Origin of the sequence: Vibrio sp. 3-2(1) (assembly GCF_963887575.1) — a bacterium.
GTDB lineage: Bacteria > Pseudomonadota > Gammaproteobacteria > Enterobacterales > Vibrionaceae > Vibrio > Vibrio anguillarum.
This window is the reverse complement of sequence record NZ_CAWPGB010000066.1, coordinates 87,410-106,356: the sequence shown is the minus strand read 5'-3', so window position 1 is coordinate 106,356 and position 18,947 is coordinate 87,410. Positions and strand designations below refer to the sequence as shown.

Below are 18,947 nucleotides of genomic sequence, written 5' to 3'. Positions count from 1 at the left end.
GAATTTACTGCTCAATTTCAACTCGATTTAGCTGATAAAAACTCACCTTGCCTAACGCCCGGCTAAGGGGTTGACAACGCACCGCCGAACTTAAAAAACACACCGTAAACACTGAACTTCAATTTTGCCCTAAAGTCGCCAAGCGTTGGCAATCCCTCTTGAGCCGTTTGTTAGGCCAACCAATTGACACCGACACTTTCACAACCAAAGAACGAGCTTTTTTGTAAACTTGAAACAAACTAACCGATTCATTTATAAACCAAAACGCTAAATCAGCAAAGAAACAAAAAACTCAAATTGAGCGATTTGGAAGAAAAGTGACGAGCGTAGCATGCTCGGCGGACGTTTGGATGCTGAAGGTTATTTTGCCGATGGATTCACAGCGAAAAGCAACCCAACGCGATCAAGAAACAACAAATATGTGATGATTATTCATTGCTTAACTTAAGCCAGAAAACATGGAATTTACCGTTCAATTCCAACTCGATTTAGCTGATAAAAACTCACCTTGCCTAACGCCCGGCTAAGGGGTTGACAACGCACCGCCGAACTCAAAAAACACACCGTAAACACTGAACTTCAATTTTGAACTAAAGTCGCCACGCGTTGACAATCCCTCTTGAGCCGTTTGTTAGGCCAACCAATTGACACCGACACTTTCACAACCAAAGAACGAGATTTTTTGTGAATTTTAAACCAACTAACCGATTCATTTATAAACCAAAATGCTAAATCAGCAAAGAAACAAAAAACTCAAATTGAGCGGTTTGGAAGAAAAGTGACGAGCGTAGCATGCTCGGCGGACGTTTGGATGCTGAAGGTTATTTCACCGATGAATTTACAACGCTAAACAACCTAACGCGATCAAGAAACAGCAAATATGTGATGATTATTTATTACTTAAATTCAGCCATGAAAACATGAAATTTACTGTTCAATTTCAACTCGATTTAGCTGATAAAAACTCACCTTGCCTAACGCCCGGCTAAGGGGTTGACAACGCACCGCCGAACTTAAAAAAACACACCGTAAACCCTGAACTTCAATTTTGCGCTAAAGTCGCCACGCGTTGGCAATCCCTCTTGAGCCGTTTGTTATGCAAATTCAATAAGATAAATCGACTTTACACGACCAAAAGCCACAATTGCAATGGTTGAGTGATTCAAGAATCAACCCAAGCCAGAGCCGTGATAAATAAGCCGCCAAAACAAAGTCCACCTTTCAGCGACAAACCAAGCTTTTGAATCAGACAAACTCAACGAGCGAAAACTTCAGCAAAAGCAAAATGCTCGATTAACGTGCCCTTTCCACACTTTGCACCCGCTAAATTGACAACGCACCAACGCTAAAACTGATTGAGGCAAACAAAGAAATTTGCCTGTTTTACGGTTTGAGTTAACCACGAATTTGAGGGTAAAAATGCTCATTTGCCGACAACACAAAACCAATGGCCGGAGAAATCCAAAAGATTGAACCCCTAAATTTACCTGAGTTGCATAACGCCCAATTAAGGGGTGAGCAACGCTACCACCCAAACCTAAAGCATTGTGCCATAAACACTATATTTGAAGTAGAAGCAAAAATGCCAAGCGTTGGGAATCCCTCTTAAATTGTTTGTTATAACTCAGTATTCTGACTGCAATTTCTTATGTAGCTTCAATATATCCGCCGCAATTTTGCTCGCTGTTTTATTTTGGATCTTAGTCATTGTATGAGCGACAGCACCTTCAACCATTTTGCCTTCAAAGTTAGTTCTAGGACCACTTTTAGTCATACGTTCTTGTATTGATCGCCAGTCACCAAGCAACTCTTCGGGAAAGTGAATATCTAAAAGACTTGAAGTCGCCTCATTGGCACTAAGCAAGCGACTTCTCGCATCACCAGCTCCAATACACAACTCTTCTACTGCATCATCAATACGACCTTTAACATATTGGTATTTCATGTATAAATTTCCTCGGAACTTGAATGAGTTATAACGCCCGCTTAAGGGGCAGCCAACGCTACTACTAACTTAACGCATAACACCGTAATCACAAAAACCAACGCATAATATAAATGCCACGCGTTGGCTGTCCCTCTTGAAGCGTTTGTTAGGCATCTTTTACCGCTAAACTCTGGTTATCTTGTTTGAATTTTACAATTTTCATATACGTCAACATATACTGTTTATCACCTGTGCAAATAGCATCCCTAATGTGGTCGATAAAATCATAAAGAACAGCACGCCATTGGAGCGAACTACAATTGAACACATTTTGAGCAATCATTGTTGTTGTCAAAATAGAATTGTGAATTACAGCAATTTGTGAGGGGAATTTATCTACAGATTCAATTCCGGTAATAGTGAAAAAATCTTGTTGCCCGTCATTTGACATCGGATGAACATGTATAGATGCAAGGTCATAACCAAATTTATATAAGAAATCCATTCCTATATCCTTTGCAACACTTTCTGCCTTCGGGCGATTCCATTTAGGTTTTGCTCTTTGTACGGACTTTACCTTTGCAGCAAAATTGTCATTAAAACAATACACTTGGGATGTTTGTTCAATTGGAAATCTCTTGTCACTTTTTGCTAAGTTGTGCGCTTGAAATTGCCTATATGTAGACCAATCATCAAATAACTCAAATTCATCGTGTTTAGCAATGTGCTCTAAATGAAAAAATCGGTCCATTTGTGCTCGATAAATAGCCCAACAATCTTGATAATTTTCGATTTCCCATAAAGCAAAAATGCCCTTCAAGCTCATAGATGTTTTGGCAAGAAAGTTACGCAATATTGTATCTTTGACACTTAAATCGGGTTCTTTTGCGAATTCAAAAAGTAGCATGCCGCACATAGTTACTAAAGCATCTTTAACATCGTTATATTCTTCAATCGTTCTGTATTGGTCCATATAATTTCCTGATGCCTAACGCCCGGCTAAGGGGTTGACAACGCACCGCCGAACTCAAAAAACACACTTAAACACTGAACTGCAATTTTGCACTAAAGTAGCCACGCGTTGGCAATCCCTCTTGAGCCGTTTGTTATGTGCATTTTTGCCAGTTGTACTCCATTTGATGGGCAACTAACTCAGCATGGCTTTGACTATGAAACTTTGATACCAAGAACAAACTCATATCAATGCCCGCAGATATACCACCCGACGTGGTGTATTTGCTTGTTGTTACCCAACGTTTGTCTTCCACAGCGACTAAGTCAGGAAACCGTTGTTTCAGCTCAGATATATCCTCCCAATGAGTCGTAACAGCAAGTCCTTTCAGCAAACCCGCATTAGCTAATATGAATGCTCCGGTACAAACTGATGCAATATGTTTAGCGTGCTTATCCACTGATGCAACCCAATGAAGCACATTGGTCTTATTCATTTCGTTCGTATGGATACCACCAACAACGATTAATAGGTCAATTTGAGGGTGATGCAGGAACGAATAGTCGGGTAAAACAGTAAAACCACCTCTGGCTTTCACTGGTTCCAAGTTTTCTGAAACTAAAAATACATTCCAGCTTTCTGCACCTAATCGTTTAGCTGTACTGAAAACTTCGAAAGGTCCTGAAAAATCGAGAACTTCGGCCCCATCGTAAATATAAATACCAATGTCCATTAGTGCCTCCATGCACATAACGCCCGCTTAAGGGGCAGACAACGCTACTACCAACTTACCGCATAACACCGTAACCACCGAAACCAACGCATAGTAAAAATGCCACGCGTTGGCTGTCCCTCTTGAAGCGTTTGTTATGCTACCTTTTTGCCATTGGATGGCTTGGATTCAATTGAAGAAGATCCCACAAGTTTCCATACAAGTCTTCAAACACTGCTACCGTTCCATAGTCTTCTTCTGTTGGCTCGCGGACGAAGTTAATACCAATCGATTTCATACGCTTAAAGTCACGCCAGAAATCATCGGTATTTAGGAACAGGAATACTCGACCGCCTGCTTGATTCCCAATGAAATCATGCTGCTCTGGCTTCGAGGCTCTGGCAAGTAATAACGTAACACCATGAGAATTTGGTGGAGCCACAACCACCCAACGTTTGTCTTGTTCAGGTTGATGAGTATCTTCAATAAGTTCAAATTTGAGTTTGTTTACATAAAAATCAATGGCTTCATCATAATCTTTTACAACTAAAGCAATATGGACAATGTTCTGTTTCATAGTATTCCTTATTGAAGATTTCGATTGGTAGCATAACGCCCGCTTAAGGGGCAGACAACGCTACTACCAACTTACCGCATAACACCGTAACCACACAAACCAACGCATAGTAAAAATGCCGCGCGTTGGCTGTCCCTCTTGAAGCGTTTGTTATGTGAATTCTCGATTGAAACGCCGAACTTTTGTACGCACATTTTTCATAGGTGATGACGTATTAAACTGAATCATGCGCCCCAAAGTCCATTGTTCATACCACGCAACACCATATAAGTCATGATTACTTAAGCTTGAAATGAGTAAAAGTATCTCGTTAACCGTAGACTCAAGTTCAATGAGTAAATCATTGTATTTCCACTCACGATACTCTTCGTGGAAACTTTCAGCGAGTGAACCTAATTGGTTCCATTTATAACCAGTTTCCGGGAAATCTACATGTTGGTGTCGAGATCTTAGCTGATGCCATTTAAGAACCAGTTTTCCCCAACCAATCAAGTAGGCTACTGTATCACTAACACTAATGACTGTACCTTTGACGTTTCCCTCTACTCCAGATTTGCGAGCTTTACTTTCCGGAATTGAACGATAGTCAGCCATGAGTTTCGGAAATATTGAGTTTATAGCTAACTCTAATTCATCCTTATTTTTTGGCACAGAAGACATTTTGATCTCCATTCACATAACGCCCGGCTAAGGGGTTGACAACGCACCGCCGAACTTAAAAAACACACTTAAACACTGAACTGCAATTTTGCACTAAAGTCGCCACGCGTTGGCAATCCCTCTTGAGCCGTTTGTTATGCAAATTCAATGAGATAAACTGAATTTACACGACCAAAAGCCACAATTGCAATGGTTGAGTGATTCAAGAATCAACCCAAGCAAGAACTGCGATAAATAAGCCGCCAAAACAAAGTTCACCTTTCAACAACAAACCAAGCTTTTGAATCAGGAAAACTCAACAAGCAAGACTTTCAGAAAATGCGAAATGCTCGATTAACTTGCCCTTTCCACACTTTGCGCCCGCTAAATTCACAACAAACCAGCACCAAAACTCATTGAGGCAAACAAAGAACCTTGCCTGTTTTACGGTTTGAGTTAACCACGAATCTGAGGGTAAAAATGCTCATTTGCCGACAATACAAAACGAATGGCCGGAAAAATCCCAAAAGATTGAATCCCTAAATTTACCTGAGTTGCATAACGCCCGGCTAAGGGGTTGACAACGCACCACCGAACTTAAAAACACACCGTAAACACTGAACTTCAATTTTGCACCAAAGTCGCCATGCGTTGGCAATCCCTCTTGAGCCGTTTGTTATGGCACTATTTATTGAGTAGATACTCTACTTTATTTAATAACGCTGAATATCTCTTTAGAGTATCACTAACCCCAAAATTGATGAGCCATGAATCTTTTGACGGCACGTCGTCTCCCATGTAGCTAACACCAAAATCAGCCTGAGGATCTTGTAATAACAACCCACGATTGAAAAATTCTTGCACATATGCATATATTTCATCAACTTCGAATTCAAAATTGGCCTCATTGTAATTATGACTTCCAACCGAATATATCGGATAGACTAATTCATAACTAATCGGCCTCAACGCACACAGTTTCATAAAGAGTTTAATTTTTCGATCACTTAAGCCCTTTGTACACAATACAAATCGCTCAATTTGTACATTTGTAAATAAAAATTGAGGATCAGATAAGAAAAGTAATGAATAAGCCCCTAGTATAATTTCACTTGGTGTTTCTGTTACAGCTAAAGCAAAATCAGCTGCCAATTTTTGCCCTTCTTTACTTAAACACTTATTTTTAAACTCTACTCTCTCTTTTTCCGTCATTCGTTCAGTATTTAATTGCACACTCGTTAAAAAACTTTCAACTCTAAATTGTTAGTATTCAAACCTAGCGTTTTTTAAAATTGAAAACAAATCAATAACCAAACTAACCTCAGAAGAGCAAGCCGCAATTATTTTCTTCATTAATACCACCAAACCTTTTGATTACCGGTGCCATAACGCCCGGCTAAGGGGTTGACAACGCACCGCCGAACTCAAAAAAACATACTTTAAACACTGAACTTCAATTTTGCACCAAAGTCGCCATGCGTTGGCAATCCCTCTTGAGCCGTTTGTTAGGCCAACCAATTGACACCTGCACTTTCAAAACTAAAGAACAAGGCTTCTTTGCAAACCAAAACAAACTAACCGATTCATTTATAAACCAAAATGCTGAATCAGCAAAGAAACAAAAAAACTCAAATTGAGCGATTTGGAAGAAAAGTGACGAGCGTAGCATGCTCGGCGGACGTTTGGATGCTGAAGGTTATTTTGCCGATGAATTCACAGCGAAAAGCAACCCAACGCGATCAAGAAACAACAAATATGTGATGATGATTTATTGCTTAAGTTCAGCCATGAGAACATGGAATTTACCGTTCAATTTCAACTCGATTTAGCTGATAAAAACTCACTTTGCCTAACGCCCGCTTAAGGGGCAGCCAACGCTACTACTAAGCTTCCGCATAACACCGTAATCACATAAACCAACGCATAGTAAAAATGCTGCGCGTTGGCTGTCCCTCTTGAAGCGTTTGTTAGGCGAACTCGTCATAAGCTTGGTTTCGTACGATATTGAAGGATTTAAACGCAGCCCTAGCTTTGAAAATTTCAACGCCAACATCATCTCCAATAGATTCAATAACCTGTCGACGAGTAGCCTTGGAACAAGCTCCAATGATGACCTGTTTTAATTTAATATCAGAGCTAAACGGTGCGTAATACAAACCATCTTCTCTAGTATTTAGCTCAACAAACACTCTATATTCTTCTTCATATGACCAATGTGCAAACTTTGTTGTTAGAAGCTCAAGCATATCCGCTTCAGTGAAGCCATTCGGATACTCGATACGTTCATCAACGTAATTTACTTTACTTAGCAAGCGATCAGGAATATCAAAACCTAGACAAATACCTTTATGACTATCAGCATAATGTGCCCATTGAACAGGGTTACGCCAGTTCCGACTAAAGCATATTAACCCTTTAGATTTTGCTAATTGATTTTTGGTCTTTTTCATAGCCTTGCGAAGAACAGGATCGGCTAAGTTCATCCCCAAAAACTCAAATGGATCGTTCAGGCGATTTAGTTCTGATACTTTTAGCCTCTTTTCACGCAAATCTTTATACGCAAATTCTGTACTTAAAAAATGATAAACTCTCATCACTCTACCCTTGTTCGCCTAACGCCCTGTTAAGGTGTGAGCAACGCAATACCGAAGCCACCGCATACTACCTTAAACACTAATCGCAACGCATAGTAAAAATGCCACGCGTTGCGAATCACTCTTAAACAGTTTGTTATGTGATTTTTACTCCAGATACTTCCGAAATGAAATACAAGTCATCTTCAGAGAAGTCTGTAAACGAACCTGCATTTTTTGAGAATACTGAGTTTTGGGTTATCTCATTAGTAAGCTCAATGAGCTTACCTAAGCATTCTTTAGCATCCTCGCAGTTCAGATGAAACATGTTCATAAGATCGGTAGTAAACGCTAAAGTGGTTACTTCACCATGCTTGAAGCTATCTTTGATAGAAACAGTTGCTAGCCGCTCAAGCGGATTTACTGAAATGACGGGCTCATCAATGTTCCCACACCATCTAACTTCTCCATAAAAACCAGCAACCGGATTATCAATAATCGATGCAAACAACTCCGTAATAAATTCTTTTGTTGGCTCTCGATCTTGAATTCTTGCCAACGCACCAACTAAAAATGGAAAAGTAAGTCCGTACACCCCTCTTCCAGAGTCTTTCCATTGTTTTACTAATTGGAACCAAACTTCGTTATTCAATTCTGACCTCTTACTTAATAAATCACATAACACCCAATTAAGTGGTGAACAACGCACTGACCAAGTCGCCGCATTGCACCGTAAAACACTTTACTCAACGCATAGTAAAACTGCCACGCGTTGAGAATCCACTTGAATTGTTTGTTATGCAAATTCAATAAGATAAGCTGACTTTACTCGATCAAAAACCATAATTGCAATGGTTGAGTGATTAAAGAATCAACCCAAGCAAAAGCCGTGATAAATAAGCCGCAAAAATGAAGTCTGCCTTTCAGCGACAAACTAGGCTTTTGAGCCAAACAAACTCAACGAGCAAAGCCTTCAACAAATACAAAATGATCGATTAACTTGCTCTTTCCACACTTTGCGCCTACTAAATTGACAACACGCCAACGCTAAAACCGATTGAGGCAAACAAAGAAATTTGTCTGTTTTACGGTTTGAGTTAACCACGAATTTGAGGGTAAAAATGCTCATTTGCCGACAGCTCAAAACGAATGGCCGGAGAAATCCCAAAAGATTGAACCCCTAAATTTACCTGAGTTGCATAACGCCCGGCTAAGGGGTTGACAACGCACCGCCGAACTTAAAAAAACACACTGTAAACACTGAACTTCAATTTTGCACTAAAGTCGCCAAGCGTTGGCAATCCCTCTTGAGCCGTTTGTTATGCAAATTCAATGAGATAAACCGAATTTATACGACCAAAAGCCACGATTGCAATGGTTGAGTGATTCAAGAATCAACCCAAGCAAGAACTGTGATAAATAAGCCGCCAAAACAAAGTCCACCTTTCAACAACAAACCAAGCTTTTGAATGAGACAAACTCAACAAGCAAGACTTTCAGCAAGTAGAAAGGCTCGATAAACTTTCACTTTCCACACTTTGCGCACGCTGAATTGCCAAGAAACCAGCACCAAAACTGATTGAGGCAAACAAAGAAGTTTGTCTGTTTTACGGCTTGAGTGAACCACGAATTTTAGGGTAAAAATGCTCATTTGCCGACAACTCAAAACGAATGGCCGGAGAAACCTAAAAAGATTGAACCCCTAAATTTACCTGAGTTGCATAACGCCCAATTAAGGTGTGAAGCACGCTACCACAAAACTCAATTTGAACACCGTAAACACTGAACTAGACCCAAACCAAAATTGCCGAGCGTGCTGAATCACTCTTAAATTGTTTGTTAGGGCTCTAGTTGAAGTCTAACGATGGAATTGTAAACAGCACGGATTTCATATGCCCGATTGTGCCTTCTTGCTTTTCCTTACGTTCACCTGTTCTTTCCCACGTAAAATAGTTAACCATAAAGTCTTCGTCATCAGATATTTCTGTCACAATACATCGTTTATCCCTCGGATGTTCAACCACAGCGGTGTGATTTAACTCCAAGACCTCGCGATCAACCCTCTGGCACAAAGACCCAAAGTATATCTCGTTCTCTACGTGATCACAGACAGCAAAGTTACTTCCACAAATCGAGCACTTACCAACCGTTTCAATAAAGCCGGGACTATTAAATAATGCCCAACCTGGAAACACGGCTTCCTCGATGGAAAGAAGTTGACTCTGAAAGTTGATTATTCCTTCATATTCTTTAGTTTTTAAAGCAACTGAAGTGTACTCTTGAGCATCTATTAGATGCGACCATGATTTTTGAAAGTCTTCGTCTTTTAATGTTACCCACATAAGTAAAACGGAGCGCAACCCATTAACAACACATTGCATATGGAAAAATTCATTAGCCATTTCTTCACTGCCAAATTCAATAGCCTGTGCTTTATACCCTTTAATGCTGCTAATAAAATGATCACACTCGCTGATCTTTTCGTTTTGCAGCTTTTTAGAGCGTGTAAAAAAACTTAATCGAGCACAAGAATCTACGAAATCCATAAATGACTCGCTTACGGATTCAAATGAAATTCTATCTCTTTTCATTGTCCTTTTTTCACCACTTCTAAAATCGACTGTTCTAGTCTTTCAATGCCCTGAATATCGCCTTCATAAGAAATTTCAGTAGTTTTTGAGGACTTAGTTTCTTTATAAAGAACCTTTAACTTAACAATTGGCTCATCAGTTTTGCCTTTGAAAAAATCAGTTAGATAATTAGAGACTACTCCACATAAGACAGACACCAAAGCACTATTCCCTGACAGTAACGATGATGTAATCAAAATCATTGGACCAAACCATTCTCCAGAACGCTGTTCGACCAGCGTTTTAGGCTCGGAGAATAATTCAATATCAATGTTTCTTCGAGCATACTTCCAAAACGATAACGCTGTAGAAGAGTAATTATGCAAGTCACTTTCATTTGAGCTGACAGGTAATACTGTCACCACGTTTTCATTGAAATCAATTTTCATGATCTCTGTAGTTTCAATTTTTATACTCAATTTGACCTCCTGAGCCCTAACGCCCGCTTAAGGGGCAGACAACGCTACTACCAAGCTTCCGCATAACACCGTAAACACAAAAACCAACGCATAGTAAAAATGCCGCGCGTTGGCTGTCCCTCTTGAAGCGTTTGTTATGTGCGTAGCCCATCAATGAACGCCCTAGCCTTTTTAGGGCTAGTTACCCTAACGAACTTTATGTGGCTGTACCTCGGGTCATTCAGTAACTCTTTGTAACGAATACGATTTGTTTTATACGTTTTCAACGTCCAGAGAATAATCGAATCTTTGCTAAGAAACGACTTTTTGAATGACTCGACATTACCTGCTTTACCCCAAAGTTCCTGTTTAGTCACAATACGAGTTAACGCTCGTTTCACAGCTTGGAATAGCGTCCTAGGAAAGGAATAGTCCACCCAAATGATGGTGTCGGCCCTAACCCACTTGATTCCGGCCGTCCGGTTATAGTTGCCATCAAGTACCCATTGTTCGCCATTTAGACTCTCAGTTAGATTTGCGAAGAACTCTTCATCTGTAGACTCTTGCCAATTTGGCTTCCAAAATATCGCATCCATTTCCAAGTATGGGTATTTGAGCTTATTCGCAAGTTGGCGACTGAAAGTACTTTTACCACTACCACTTGTACCTATTACATTAATTCTTTTCATCACCAAACCTGATTTTTTTCCCTAGCACATAACGCCCTGTTAAGGTGTGAGCAACGCAATACCGAAGCTCACGCATACCACCTTAAACACTAAACGCAACGCATAGTAAAAATGCCACGCGTTGCGAATCACTCTTAAACAGTTTGTTAGTTTTTGTCCATTTCGATACGTGAACGAAGCTTTTTTACGTCCGCATCTAGTTGGTTAAAGAAATCTTCCATTTCTTGGTATGTTTCAACAGCGAGCTTATTATAGACTCTAGATAGCTGTTCTTGGGTAATATTAGGATCATCACCATCTCCAACACTATAACCTTCCGTCATATCTGCTTCTTTAATATACTCAGCAGCGTTCATTCGAAGAAATGAAAACTTTTGTTCAAGTTCATTTGAGATATACAGCTGATTTTCGATAACCAACTTTCGCAATGAGGAGTAAATTGAGTAGTATGCATTTCCCCAATCTTCAGTTGTCTCAGTTACGAAATCTTCATTCATCTTGGTAGTATAAGCATTTTTTATTTTCAATAACTCGAGGTAAGTTGACACTCTATTCTTAAAGAAACCTTGGTACACTTCCAAGGATATTCCATTAAACTCTTCTCTATTTTTCAATTCCGCATCAGCTTTAGTTTTAAAGCTAGAAAGTGCGAATTCAGACTCGGATTTAAGTGCTAACAACTCCGCGTCATACTTTGCTGCAGTTTGCTTTGAGATTCGATCTAACCAAATTTTTCCTAAAAAGTGAGCAAAGCCCGCAATAACGACCGAAGCACCACCAAGTGATGCTAATACTGAACCAATCAATTCCCAATACATTCTGATATTTCCTTAAAACTAACGCTATCTATACAACAAAATGCGACCTAATTTACCATGCTACCGCCACTTATCATGAACTTTGATAATTAGAAATCTATCATATAAATCTTTTTTATCAGATTGTTAGTTGAATAAAAACTGCGTCAGACTTCACATTAGACGACTTTATGTAACTTAGTTTGTTGACTAAACCAAAAACAACAATACTGTATATAAAAACAGGCAATTTTGTTGGGAAAATATGAAATCACAATTTATTTTAAGCATTAAAGAGTATATGCAAGCGCGACACTATGCAAAGAAAACTATAGAGGCATATTTGCACTGGATAACACGATTCATCTACTTCAATAACAAAACACATCCAATGAGAATGGGTAGTAAAGAAGTTGAGATGTTTTTAACTGACTTAGCTGTTAATGGGAAAGTAGCCGCGAAAACACAAGCGTTAGCGCTTAACTCTCTCCATTTTCTGTACCGTGAAATCATTAAAGAACCGCTATCAATTAGCATGAATTTCAAGAAATCTCAACTTGCTCAGAAATTACCAGTAGTGATGACAAGAACTGAAATTAAGCGGTTTTTAGAACATATTGAGCCACGATATCAATTGCAAATTATGCTCTTATACGGATCAGGGCTGCGGCTGATGGAATGTGTCAGACTCCGAATACAGGATATTGATTTAGATTATGGTGCGGTTCGGGTATGGCAAGGAAAAGGAGGAAAAAACCGCACCGTCACACTTGCTAAGGAGCTTTATCCACAACTAGCTGAGCAACAAGCATTAGCTAAGCGTTACTATGATAAAGATATGCAAACCAAAGGTTATGGAGGAGTCTGGTTACCCAATGCGTTGCGAGAAAAATATCCTTCAGCTCCTTATGAGTTTAATTGGCACTACTTGTTTCCATCTAATTTACTTACCTTAGATGAGAATAGTGGGTTGAAACGAAGGCACCATATTAATGAGTCGGCATTGTAGCGAGCAGTTCGGAAAACCGCTCATGATGCTGAGATACAAAAGTCAGTTTCATGCCATACGCTAAGGCATAGCTTTGCGACACACTTGCTAGAAGCGGGAGCGGACATTAGAACAGTACAAGAACAATTAGGGCATAGTGATGTAAAAACCACTCAGATTTACACTCACGTACTGGATAGAGGCGCCAGCGGTGTATTAAGCCCACTGTCGCGCTTATAAAGCTTATAAATAAGCGCAATAAAAAAGGAGAGCATACTTGCCCTCCTTTTCTTAAACCTTCACTGCTAAATTAAAGAGCAGTTTTTGCTTTTTCAACAAGCACTGCAAATGCAGCTTTGTCGAATACCGCGATATCAGCAAGGATCTTACGATCGATCTCAATAGATGCTTTCTTAAGACCGTTAATGAAACGGCTGTAAGATAGACCATTTTGACGAGATGCTGCGTTAATACGCGCAATCCATAGCTGACGGAACTGACGCTTTTTAGTGCGACGGTCACGGTAAGCGTATTGACCAGCTTTGGTTACAGCTTGGAAAGCTACGCGGTAAACACGTGAACGTGCTCCGTAGTAACCTTTAGCTTGTTTTAGAACTTTCTTATGACGTGCACGAGCTTGTACACCACGTTTTACGCGAGGCATTATGCTTCTCCTAAACTAAACGATAAATAAACTAAAAAGAATTAAGCGTATGGCAACATGCGCATAACACCAGCCACTTCACATTTTGGAAGGATTGAGTTAGGGCGTAGTTGACGCTTGTTCTTAGTAGTACGCTTAGTCAGGATATGACGTTTTGTAGCGTGCTTAAATTTAATACCGCCAGCAGTTTTCTTAAAACGCTTAGCTGCACCTTTGTTGGTTTTCATCTTAGGCATGATGAATAACTCCGCATTGTAGTAGTTTAAATAACATGTAATTAGGGCGAATAACACCCCACCGTCTTTCAACGGCGAGGTCTCATTACTTGTAAGCCGTTAATTACTTCTTTTTAGGGGCAAGCATCATGATCATCTGGCGTGCTTCAATTCGACTCGGGAAAGACTCAACTACTGCAATTTCAGCAGTATCCTCTTTCAAACGATGAAGAACATCAACACCGATGTCTTGGTGCGCCATCTCACGGCCACGGAAGCGAATAGTAACTTTCACTTTGTTGCCTTCTTCTAGGAAACGGGTCAGGTTGCGTAGTTTTACCTGATAGTCTCCAATATCAGTCCCAGGACGGAATTTAATTTCCTTAATCTGGATCTGTTTTTGCTTCTTCTTCTGCTCTTTAGCAGTCTTGCTCTTTTCAAAGAGGAACTTGCCATAGTCCATCACACGACAAACTGGTGGCTCGGCGTTAGGGCTGATCTCTACAAGATCCATACCAGCTTCTACAGCAGCTTCTAATGCTTCGTTGATTGATACAACACCAACGGATTCACCATCTGCGCCAGTTAAACGAACTTCACGAACGCCACGAATTTCACCGTTTAAACGGTGCTGGTTTGGTTTGGCCGGCTGTTGGCCACGTCTTCCGCCTTTAATAGTTTATTCCTCCAGATTGAGCTTACGGCTAGAAACCTCGGCTTGGATATACGCAATAAAGTCATCCAATTTAAATTTACCTAAGTCCTTGCCCCTGCGGGTACGTACTGCGATCTCTCCGGCTTCCATCTCTTGGTCACCACAAACAAGCATATACGGTACACGCTTTAAAGTGTGTTCGCGGATTTTAAAGCCAATCTTCTCATTTCTCAAGTCTGCTTTGGCTCTAATTCCACATTTTTGTAGTTTTTGTGCTACTTCCTGAGCGTAAACTGACTGTTTATCAGTAATGTTCATAATTACCGCTTGTTCCGGCGCTAACCACGTAGGGAAGAAACCTGCATACTCTTCGATAAGGATACCGATAAAGCGCTCAAGTGAACCCAAAATTGCACGGTGAATCATAACCGGAACAAGACGCTCGTTACTTTCGCCAACATATGTCGCGCCTAAACGAGCAGGTAAATTGAAATCCAGCTGCACTGTACCACATTGCCACGCACGATCTAAGCAATCATGCAAAGTAAATTCAATTTTAGGGCCGTAGAATGCGCCTTCACCTTCTTGAATTTCAAATGGGATATCCATTGCCTGCAGTGAAAGCTTTAATGCTTCTTCCGATTTATCCCAAATTTCATCACTACCAACACGTTTTTCTGGGCGTGTAGACAGTTTAACAACGATGTTATCAAAACCGAACGTCGTGTAGGTGTCGTAGACCATCTTGATACAAGATGTCACTTCTTGTTGAATTTGATCTTCGGTACAGAAAATATGGGCGTCATCTTGAGTAAAGCCACGAACACGCATAATACCATGTAATGAACCTGATGGCTCATTGCGGTGGCAAGATCCAAACTCAGCCATACGCAATGGCAGATCACGGTATGATTTCAAACCTTGATTAAATATTTGAACGTGGCCTGGGCAGTTCATCGGTTTAATTGCGTATTCACGGTTTTCAGATGACGTCGTGAACATGGCATCCGCATATTTATCCCAGTGACCAGAACGCTCCCATAGAACTCTGTCCATCATTAATGGACCTTTTACTTCTTGGTAATCGTACTCACTGAGTTTTTGGCGAATGAACACTTCAAGATCACGGAATATAGACCAACCGTTATGGTGCCAGAATACCATCCCTGGAGCTTCTTGCTGCATATGGAATAGATCGAGCTGCTTACCAATTTTACGATGGTCACGTTTAGCCGCTTCTTCTAAACGCGTTAGATGGGCTTGAAGTGCTTTCTTGTCATGGAATGCCGTACCATAGATGCGCTGTAGCATCTTGTTATCGCTGTTACCACGCCAGTACGCGCCAGCGATGCTAAGCAGGGTAAAGTGTTGGCAGAAGCTCATGTTAGGTACGTGAGGGCCACGACACATATCAATGTATTCTTCATGATGGTATAGACCCGGTCTGTCATCACGAGCCACGTTCTGATCCAAGATTTCCATCTTGTATGTTTCACCGCGAGCTTCAAAAGCATCACGGGCTTCCTGCCAACTGACTTTCTTTTTGACAACTTGATATTTTGTCTTAGCAAGCTCTTTCATGCGCTTTTCGATTTGCTCTAAATCATCTTGCGTGAGTGATTGCTCAAGATCGATATCATAGTAGAAGCCGCTATCGATCGTCGGACCAATCGCCATTTTGGCTTGTGGATAAAGTTGCTTTAATGCATGGCCAAGTAAGTGCGCACAAGAGTGGCGTACGATCTCTAAACCATCAACTTCATCTTTTGTCGTTATAATTTCAAGGCTAGCATCATTTTCGATAAGATCGCACGCATCGACGCGCACACCATCGACACGGCCTGCGATCGTTGCTTTTGCAAGACCAGGGCCGATAGAAGCTGCAACTTCCATTGTCGATACAGGGTGTTCAAAATGACGTTGACTGCCGTCAGGAAGAGTAATAATAGGCATGTATAATCCTTACAGTGGTGTTGCATACCAAGCAACACGTGTTGAGTTTGATTGAAAATAACCCATCGAAGCTCACTCGGTAACACGAATACCGGAACTTCAATGAAGCGAAGATTTTAACTAGCTCACGCTAGAAATGCAAAGATCGAATTATATAAATCAAAAGAAAAAGCCCATGATAAATATCACGGGCTTTGGAGTTTCAATAATTGATTATGTTTCAACGCGACGAGGACGACTTAACGTACCCGCATTGGCATTGGCACTAGCATTGCCGTGACCACGTTCACCACGGAAGTTACCACGATGGTCGCCACCACGGTTGCGGTCAAAACGACGCTCACCATCACGACCAGTCGCCGCTGCACCGTCACGGTTGCCACGGAAGCCACCTTCACGGCCACCACGACCTGCGCCAGCAGCAGGAGCACCGCCTTCACGATTACGGAAGCCACCGTTTCCGCCTTCACGACGGGCACCACCACCGTTACCACCTTCACGACGACCACGAGACTCGCGGAAGTCATCAAAGTCACATACAACGGCACCGACTTCTTTTTGGCGAATACGCAGTTTACGCAATTTGCCTTCAACATCTGAAGACATTGATTTAGGAAGCTGTACGAATGTATGGCCTTGAGCAAGTTTAATTGCACCAATTGAACCTTTGGTTAAACCAAGTTCATTAGCTAAAGCACCAACGATGTCTTTCACTTGCACGCCTTGCTCACGGCCGACTTGTAACTGATAAGTATCCCAGTCATTGCTCGCAGTACCATATTCGCGGCGACCTTCGCGTCCATCACGGCTATCGCGACCGCCTTCACGACGTTCACCACGCTCACTACCCTCTTTACGATCACGACGACGTGATTTTTCACGCTCGATCGCGTCGACCATTGGATCTGGGCCGACATAGAACAGTGGACGATTGCCTTGTTGGCGCTTCAGTAAAATGGCCGCCAGTGTTGTGGCATCAATCTCTAGGCTTTGTTGAAGTTTTTCAATGAGCTCAACAAATTTGTCTAAAGCAGTATGACCTTTGTCAGCTTCTAGCTCTGCACCCAGTTTGATGAGACGAGCTTCAGCAACTTTGTCACGCATTGGAAGTTGAATCTCTTCCATTTGAGAACGAGTTACGCGCTCAATCGTACGCAACATACGAATTTGGTTTGTGCGAACTAGAAGGATCGCTTTACCTTTGCGTCCAGCACGGCCAGTACGGCCAATACGGTGGATGTATGATTCTACATCGAATGGGATATCATAGTTGAACACGTGTGTAATACGTGGAACATCAAGACCACGAGCAACAACGTCTGTCGCAACAAGAATGTCGATTACACCCTGTTTGATATGATCAACCGTGCGCTCACGCAGTGATTGCGGAATATCACCATGAAGCGCTGCCGCTTTAAAGCCACGAGATAATAACCAATCAGCTAAACGCTCGGTATCTTGACGAGTACGTACAAAGACGATTGACGCATCGGTTTCTTCTGTTTCAAGAAGACGAGCCATCGCTTCATCTTTTTCAACACCTTTAACAACCCAATATTGCTGCTCTACTTTCGCAACAGTTTGGTTTGAACCTGCTACGTCAACACGAGCTGGATCACGTAGGTAACGGTCAACAATCGTCTTCACCATAGGAGGCATAGTCGCAGAGAACAGCACGCGTTGAGCGGTGCCAGGTGCTTGTTCCATGATCCAAGTTACGTCATCAACGAAGCCCATTTTGAGCATTTCGTCAGCTTCATCAAGGACGAAGGTATGACATTCGTCTAAATGAAGGCGATCACGAGTGATCAAATCTTTTACACGACCAGGTGTGCCAACCACAATATGAGCACCATTTTTCAGAGCGCGCATTTGGTCAACAATAGAAGCACCGCCATAGATCTCAAGTACTTTAAGGCCTTGAATCTTTTGGCCAAGGTTTTTGATTTCTGCCGCAACTTGGATAGCAAGTTCACGAGTTGGTGCCATCACAATTGCTTGTGGCTTGTGTTGAGAAAGGTTTAATTTGTTCAGTAGAGGTAGAGAAAACGCAGCCGTTTTACCTGTACCTGTTTGTGCTTTACCTAGCGCATCTCTTCCTTCAAGAAGAAATGGAATAGCAGCAGCTTGGATAGGAGTTGGAGAAACGAAACCCATTTCATTTAGAGCAGAAAGGATTGAGTCGTTTAGGGCTAATTCACTAAATTGAATTACAGAGTCTTGCATGGAGATCCCACTAGATTAATTAACAAAAGGTCCCACGTGCTCTACCAATTCCAATACCGATCCATTAAAAAGAGCTGAGTTCCGTTCAGATGCGGATAAGTCTTAAAACGCATCAAGCCGCTAGGGACATATAAGGGACGCGGATTATTCCCTAAAAGCATAAAAAAAGCTAGTAAAAATTGAATTACATCACAAAAATTCGTCATAAATGACCATTAAGCTCATTAATTCACCCAAAACGAACACAGAAGCTGCGTTTACAGCGCACTGTTAAAGCAGACTAGCAAAAATAACGCTTTCGGTAGTAATCATCCCGCTCAATGATTATAGTGTGCCCAATCGCATTTGTTAG

General features: G+C 41.3%; 17 protein-coding genes and 1 pseudogene. 1 reads left to right on the top strand and 17 read right to left on the bottom strand.

Annotated elements, in window-relative coordinates:
* Window positions 1-1,624: 1,624 nt before the first annotated feature.
* From AACQ79_RS18340 to AACQ79_RS18285, 12 genes are all read right to left on the bottom strand, one after another.
* Entirely contained in the window at window positions 1,625-1,945 is a 321-nt protein-coding gene (locus tag AACQ79_RS18340) for a hypothetical protein (protein ID WP_170899511.1), read from the bottom strand.
* 148 nt (window positions 1,946-2,093) lie between these two features.
* Window positions 2,094-2,900 carry a DUF5677 domain-containing protein gene (locus AACQ79_RS18335; RefSeq protein ID WP_170899510.1) on the bottom strand — a complete coding sequence of 269 codons (807 nt, stop codon included), beginning with the start codon at window positions 2,898-2,900 and terminating at the stop codon, window positions 2,094-2,096.
* Window positions 2,901-3,033: 133 nt separating this feature from the next.
* On the bottom strand, window positions 3,034-3,612 hold the full coding sequence (locus AACQ79_RS18330) for a DJ-1/PfpI family protein (protein ID WP_170889259.1): 579 nt from the start codon (window positions 3,610-3,612) through the stop codon (window positions 3,034-3,036).
* Window positions 3,613-3,751: 139 nt separating this feature from the next.
* Window positions 3,752-4,168 carry a VOC family protein gene (locus AACQ79_RS18325; protein ID WP_017045395.1) on the bottom strand — a complete coding sequence of 139 codons (417 nt, stop codon included), beginning with the start codon at window positions 4,166-4,168 and terminating at the stop codon, window positions 3,752-3,754.
* A 150-nt stretch (window positions 4,169-4,318) separates the two neighbouring features.
* A complete protein-coding gene (locus AACQ79_RS18320) occupies window positions 4,319-4,828 on the bottom strand; it encodes a ClbS/DfsB family four-helix bundle protein (RefSeq protein WP_094128444.1) in 510 nt (169 codons plus the stop codon).
* A 663-nt stretch (window positions 4,829-5,491) separates the two neighbouring features.
* Window positions 5,492-6,040 carry a hypothetical protein gene (locus AACQ79_RS18315; protein WP_249339217.1) on the bottom strand — a complete coding sequence of 183 codons (549 nt, stop codon included), beginning with the start codon at window positions 6,038-6,040 and terminating at the stop codon, window positions 5,492-5,494.
* A 734-nt stretch (window positions 6,041-6,774) separates the two neighbouring features.
* Window positions 6,775-7,401, bottom strand: a complete 627-nt coding sequence (locus tag AACQ79_RS18310; protein WP_170899509.1) for a DUF2971 domain-containing protein — start codon at window positions 7,399-7,401, stop codon at window positions 6,775-6,777.
* Between the two features lie 136 nt (window positions 7,402-7,537).
* Window positions 7,538-8,032: a hypothetical protein gene (locus AACQ79_RS18305; protein WP_170899508.1), complete on the bottom strand. Its 495-nt coding sequence runs from the start codon at window positions 8,030-8,032 to the stop codon at window positions 7,538-7,540.
* A gap of 1,195 nt (window positions 8,033-9,227) precedes the next feature.
* A complete protein-coding gene (locus AACQ79_RS18300) occupies window positions 9,228-9,926 on the bottom strand; it encodes a hypothetical protein (RefSeq protein ID WP_170899507.1) in 699 nt (232 codons plus the stop codon).
* Window positions 9,927-9,967: 41 nt separating this feature from the next.
* Window positions 9,968-10,429 (bottom strand): hypothetical protein, encoded by a 462-nt coding sequence (locus AACQ79_RS18295; RefSeq protein ID WP_170899506.1) that lies wholly within the window; start codon window positions 10,427-10,429, stop codon window positions 9,968-9,970.
* A 134-nt stretch (window positions 10,430-10,563) separates the two neighbouring features.
* On the bottom strand, window positions 10,564-11,097 hold the full coding sequence (locus AACQ79_RS18290; RefSeq protein WP_170899505.1) for a shikimate kinase: 534 nt from the start codon (window positions 11,095-11,097) through the stop codon (window positions 10,564-10,566).
* 146 nt (window positions 11,098-11,243) lie between these two features.
* On the bottom strand, window positions 11,244-11,915 hold the full coding sequence (locus AACQ79_RS18285) for a hypothetical protein (protein ID WP_170899504.1): 672 nt from the start codon (window positions 11,913-11,915) through the stop codon (window positions 11,244-11,246).
* Between the two features lie 244 nt (window positions 11,916-12,159).
* Between AACQ79_RS18285 and AACQ79_RS18280 the strand changes: the two are divergent.
* Window positions 12,160-13,122, top strand: a pseudogene (locus AACQ79_RS18280) (integron integrase).
* A gap of 70 nt (window positions 13,123-13,192) precedes the next feature.
* On the opposite strand, the gene rplT reads toward AACQ79_RS18280, so the two are convergent.
* The 5 genes from rplT to AACQ79_RS18255 form a co-directional block, all read right to left on the bottom strand.
* Window positions 13,193-13,546, bottom strand: a complete 354-nt coding sequence (gene rplT / locus AACQ79_RS18275; protein ID WP_010319590.1) for a 50S ribosomal protein L20 — start codon at window positions 13,544-13,546, stop codon at window positions 13,193-13,195.
* A gap of 41 nt (window positions 13,547-13,587) precedes the next feature.
* Window positions 13,588-13,782, bottom strand: coding sequence for a 50S ribosomal protein L35 (rpmI, locus tag AACQ79_RS18270; RefSeq protein ID WP_010319591.1), 195 nt, complete (start codon window positions 13,780-13,782; stop codon window positions 13,588-13,590).
* Window positions 13,783-13,885: 103 nt separating this feature from the next.
* Window positions 13,886-14,437 (bottom strand): translation initiation factor IF-3, encoded by a 552-nt coding sequence (infC, locus tag AACQ79_RS18265; RefSeq protein ID WP_080569453.1) that lies wholly within the window; start codon window positions 14,435-14,437, stop codon window positions 13,886-13,888.
* 3 nt (window positions 14,438-14,440) lie between these two features.
* Entirely contained in the window at window positions 14,441-16,369 is a 1,929-nt protein-coding gene (gene thrS / locus AACQ79_RS18260) for a threonine--tRNA ligase (RefSeq protein ID WP_010319593.1), read from the bottom strand.
* A gap of 213 nt (window positions 16,370-16,582) precedes the next feature.
* Entirely contained in the window at window positions 16,583-18,595 is a 2,013-nt protein-coding gene (locus AACQ79_RS18255) for a DEAD/DEAH box helicase (RefSeq protein WP_170899503.1), read from the bottom strand.
* Window positions 18,596-18,947: the final 352 nt, after the last annotated feature.

Coding starts and splice junctions, on each gene's coding strand:
- rplT (WP_010319590.1), bottom strand. CDS start 13,546: ATGCCTCGCGTAAAACGTGGTGTACAAGCTCGTGCACGTCATAAGAAA.
- AACQ79_RS18310 (WP_170899509.1), bottom strand. CDS start 7,401: ATGAGAGTTTATCATTTTTTAAGTACAGAATTTGCGTATAAAGATTTG.
- rpmI (WP_010319591.1), bottom strand. CDS start 13,782: ATGCCTAAGATGAAAACCAACAAAGGTGCAGCTAAGCGTTTTAAGAAA.
- AACQ79_RS18285 (WP_170899504.1), bottom strand. CDS start 11,915: ATGTATTGGGAATTGATTGGTTCAGTATTAGCATCACTTGGTGGTGCT.
- AACQ79_RS18335 (WP_170899510.1), bottom strand. CDS start 2,900: ATGGACCAATACAGAACGATTGAAGAATATAACGATGTTAAAGATGCT.
- AACQ79_RS18325 (WP_017045395.1), bottom strand. CDS start 4,168: ATGAAACAGAACATTGTCCATATTGCTTTAGTTGTAAAAGATTATGAT.
- AACQ79_RS18320 (WP_094128444.1), bottom strand. CDS start 4,828: ATGTCTTCTGTGCCAAAAAATAAGGATGAATTAGAGTTAGCTATAAAC.
- AACQ79_RS18340 (WP_170899511.1), bottom strand. CDS start 1,945: ATGAAATACCAATATGTTAAAGGTCGTATTGATGATGCAGTAGAAGAG.
- thrS (WP_010319593.1), bottom strand. CDS start 16,369: ATGCCTATTATTACTCTTCCTGACGGCAGTCAACGTCATTTTGAACAC.
- AACQ79_RS18330 (WP_170889259.1), bottom strand. CDS start 3,612: ATGGACATTGGTATTTATATTTACGATGGGGCCGAAGTTCTCGATTTT.
- AACQ79_RS18290 (WP_170899505.1), bottom strand. CDS start 11,097: ATGAAAAGAATTAATGTAATAGGTACAAGTGGTAGTGGTAAAAGTACT.
- AACQ79_RS18300 (WP_170899507.1), bottom strand. CDS start 9,926: ATGGATTTCGTAGATTCTTGTGCTCGATTAAGTTTTTTTACACGCTCT.
- AACQ79_RS18255 (WP_170899503.1), bottom strand. CDS start 18,595: ATGCAAGACTCTGTAATTCAATTTAGTGAATTAGCCCTAAACGACTCA.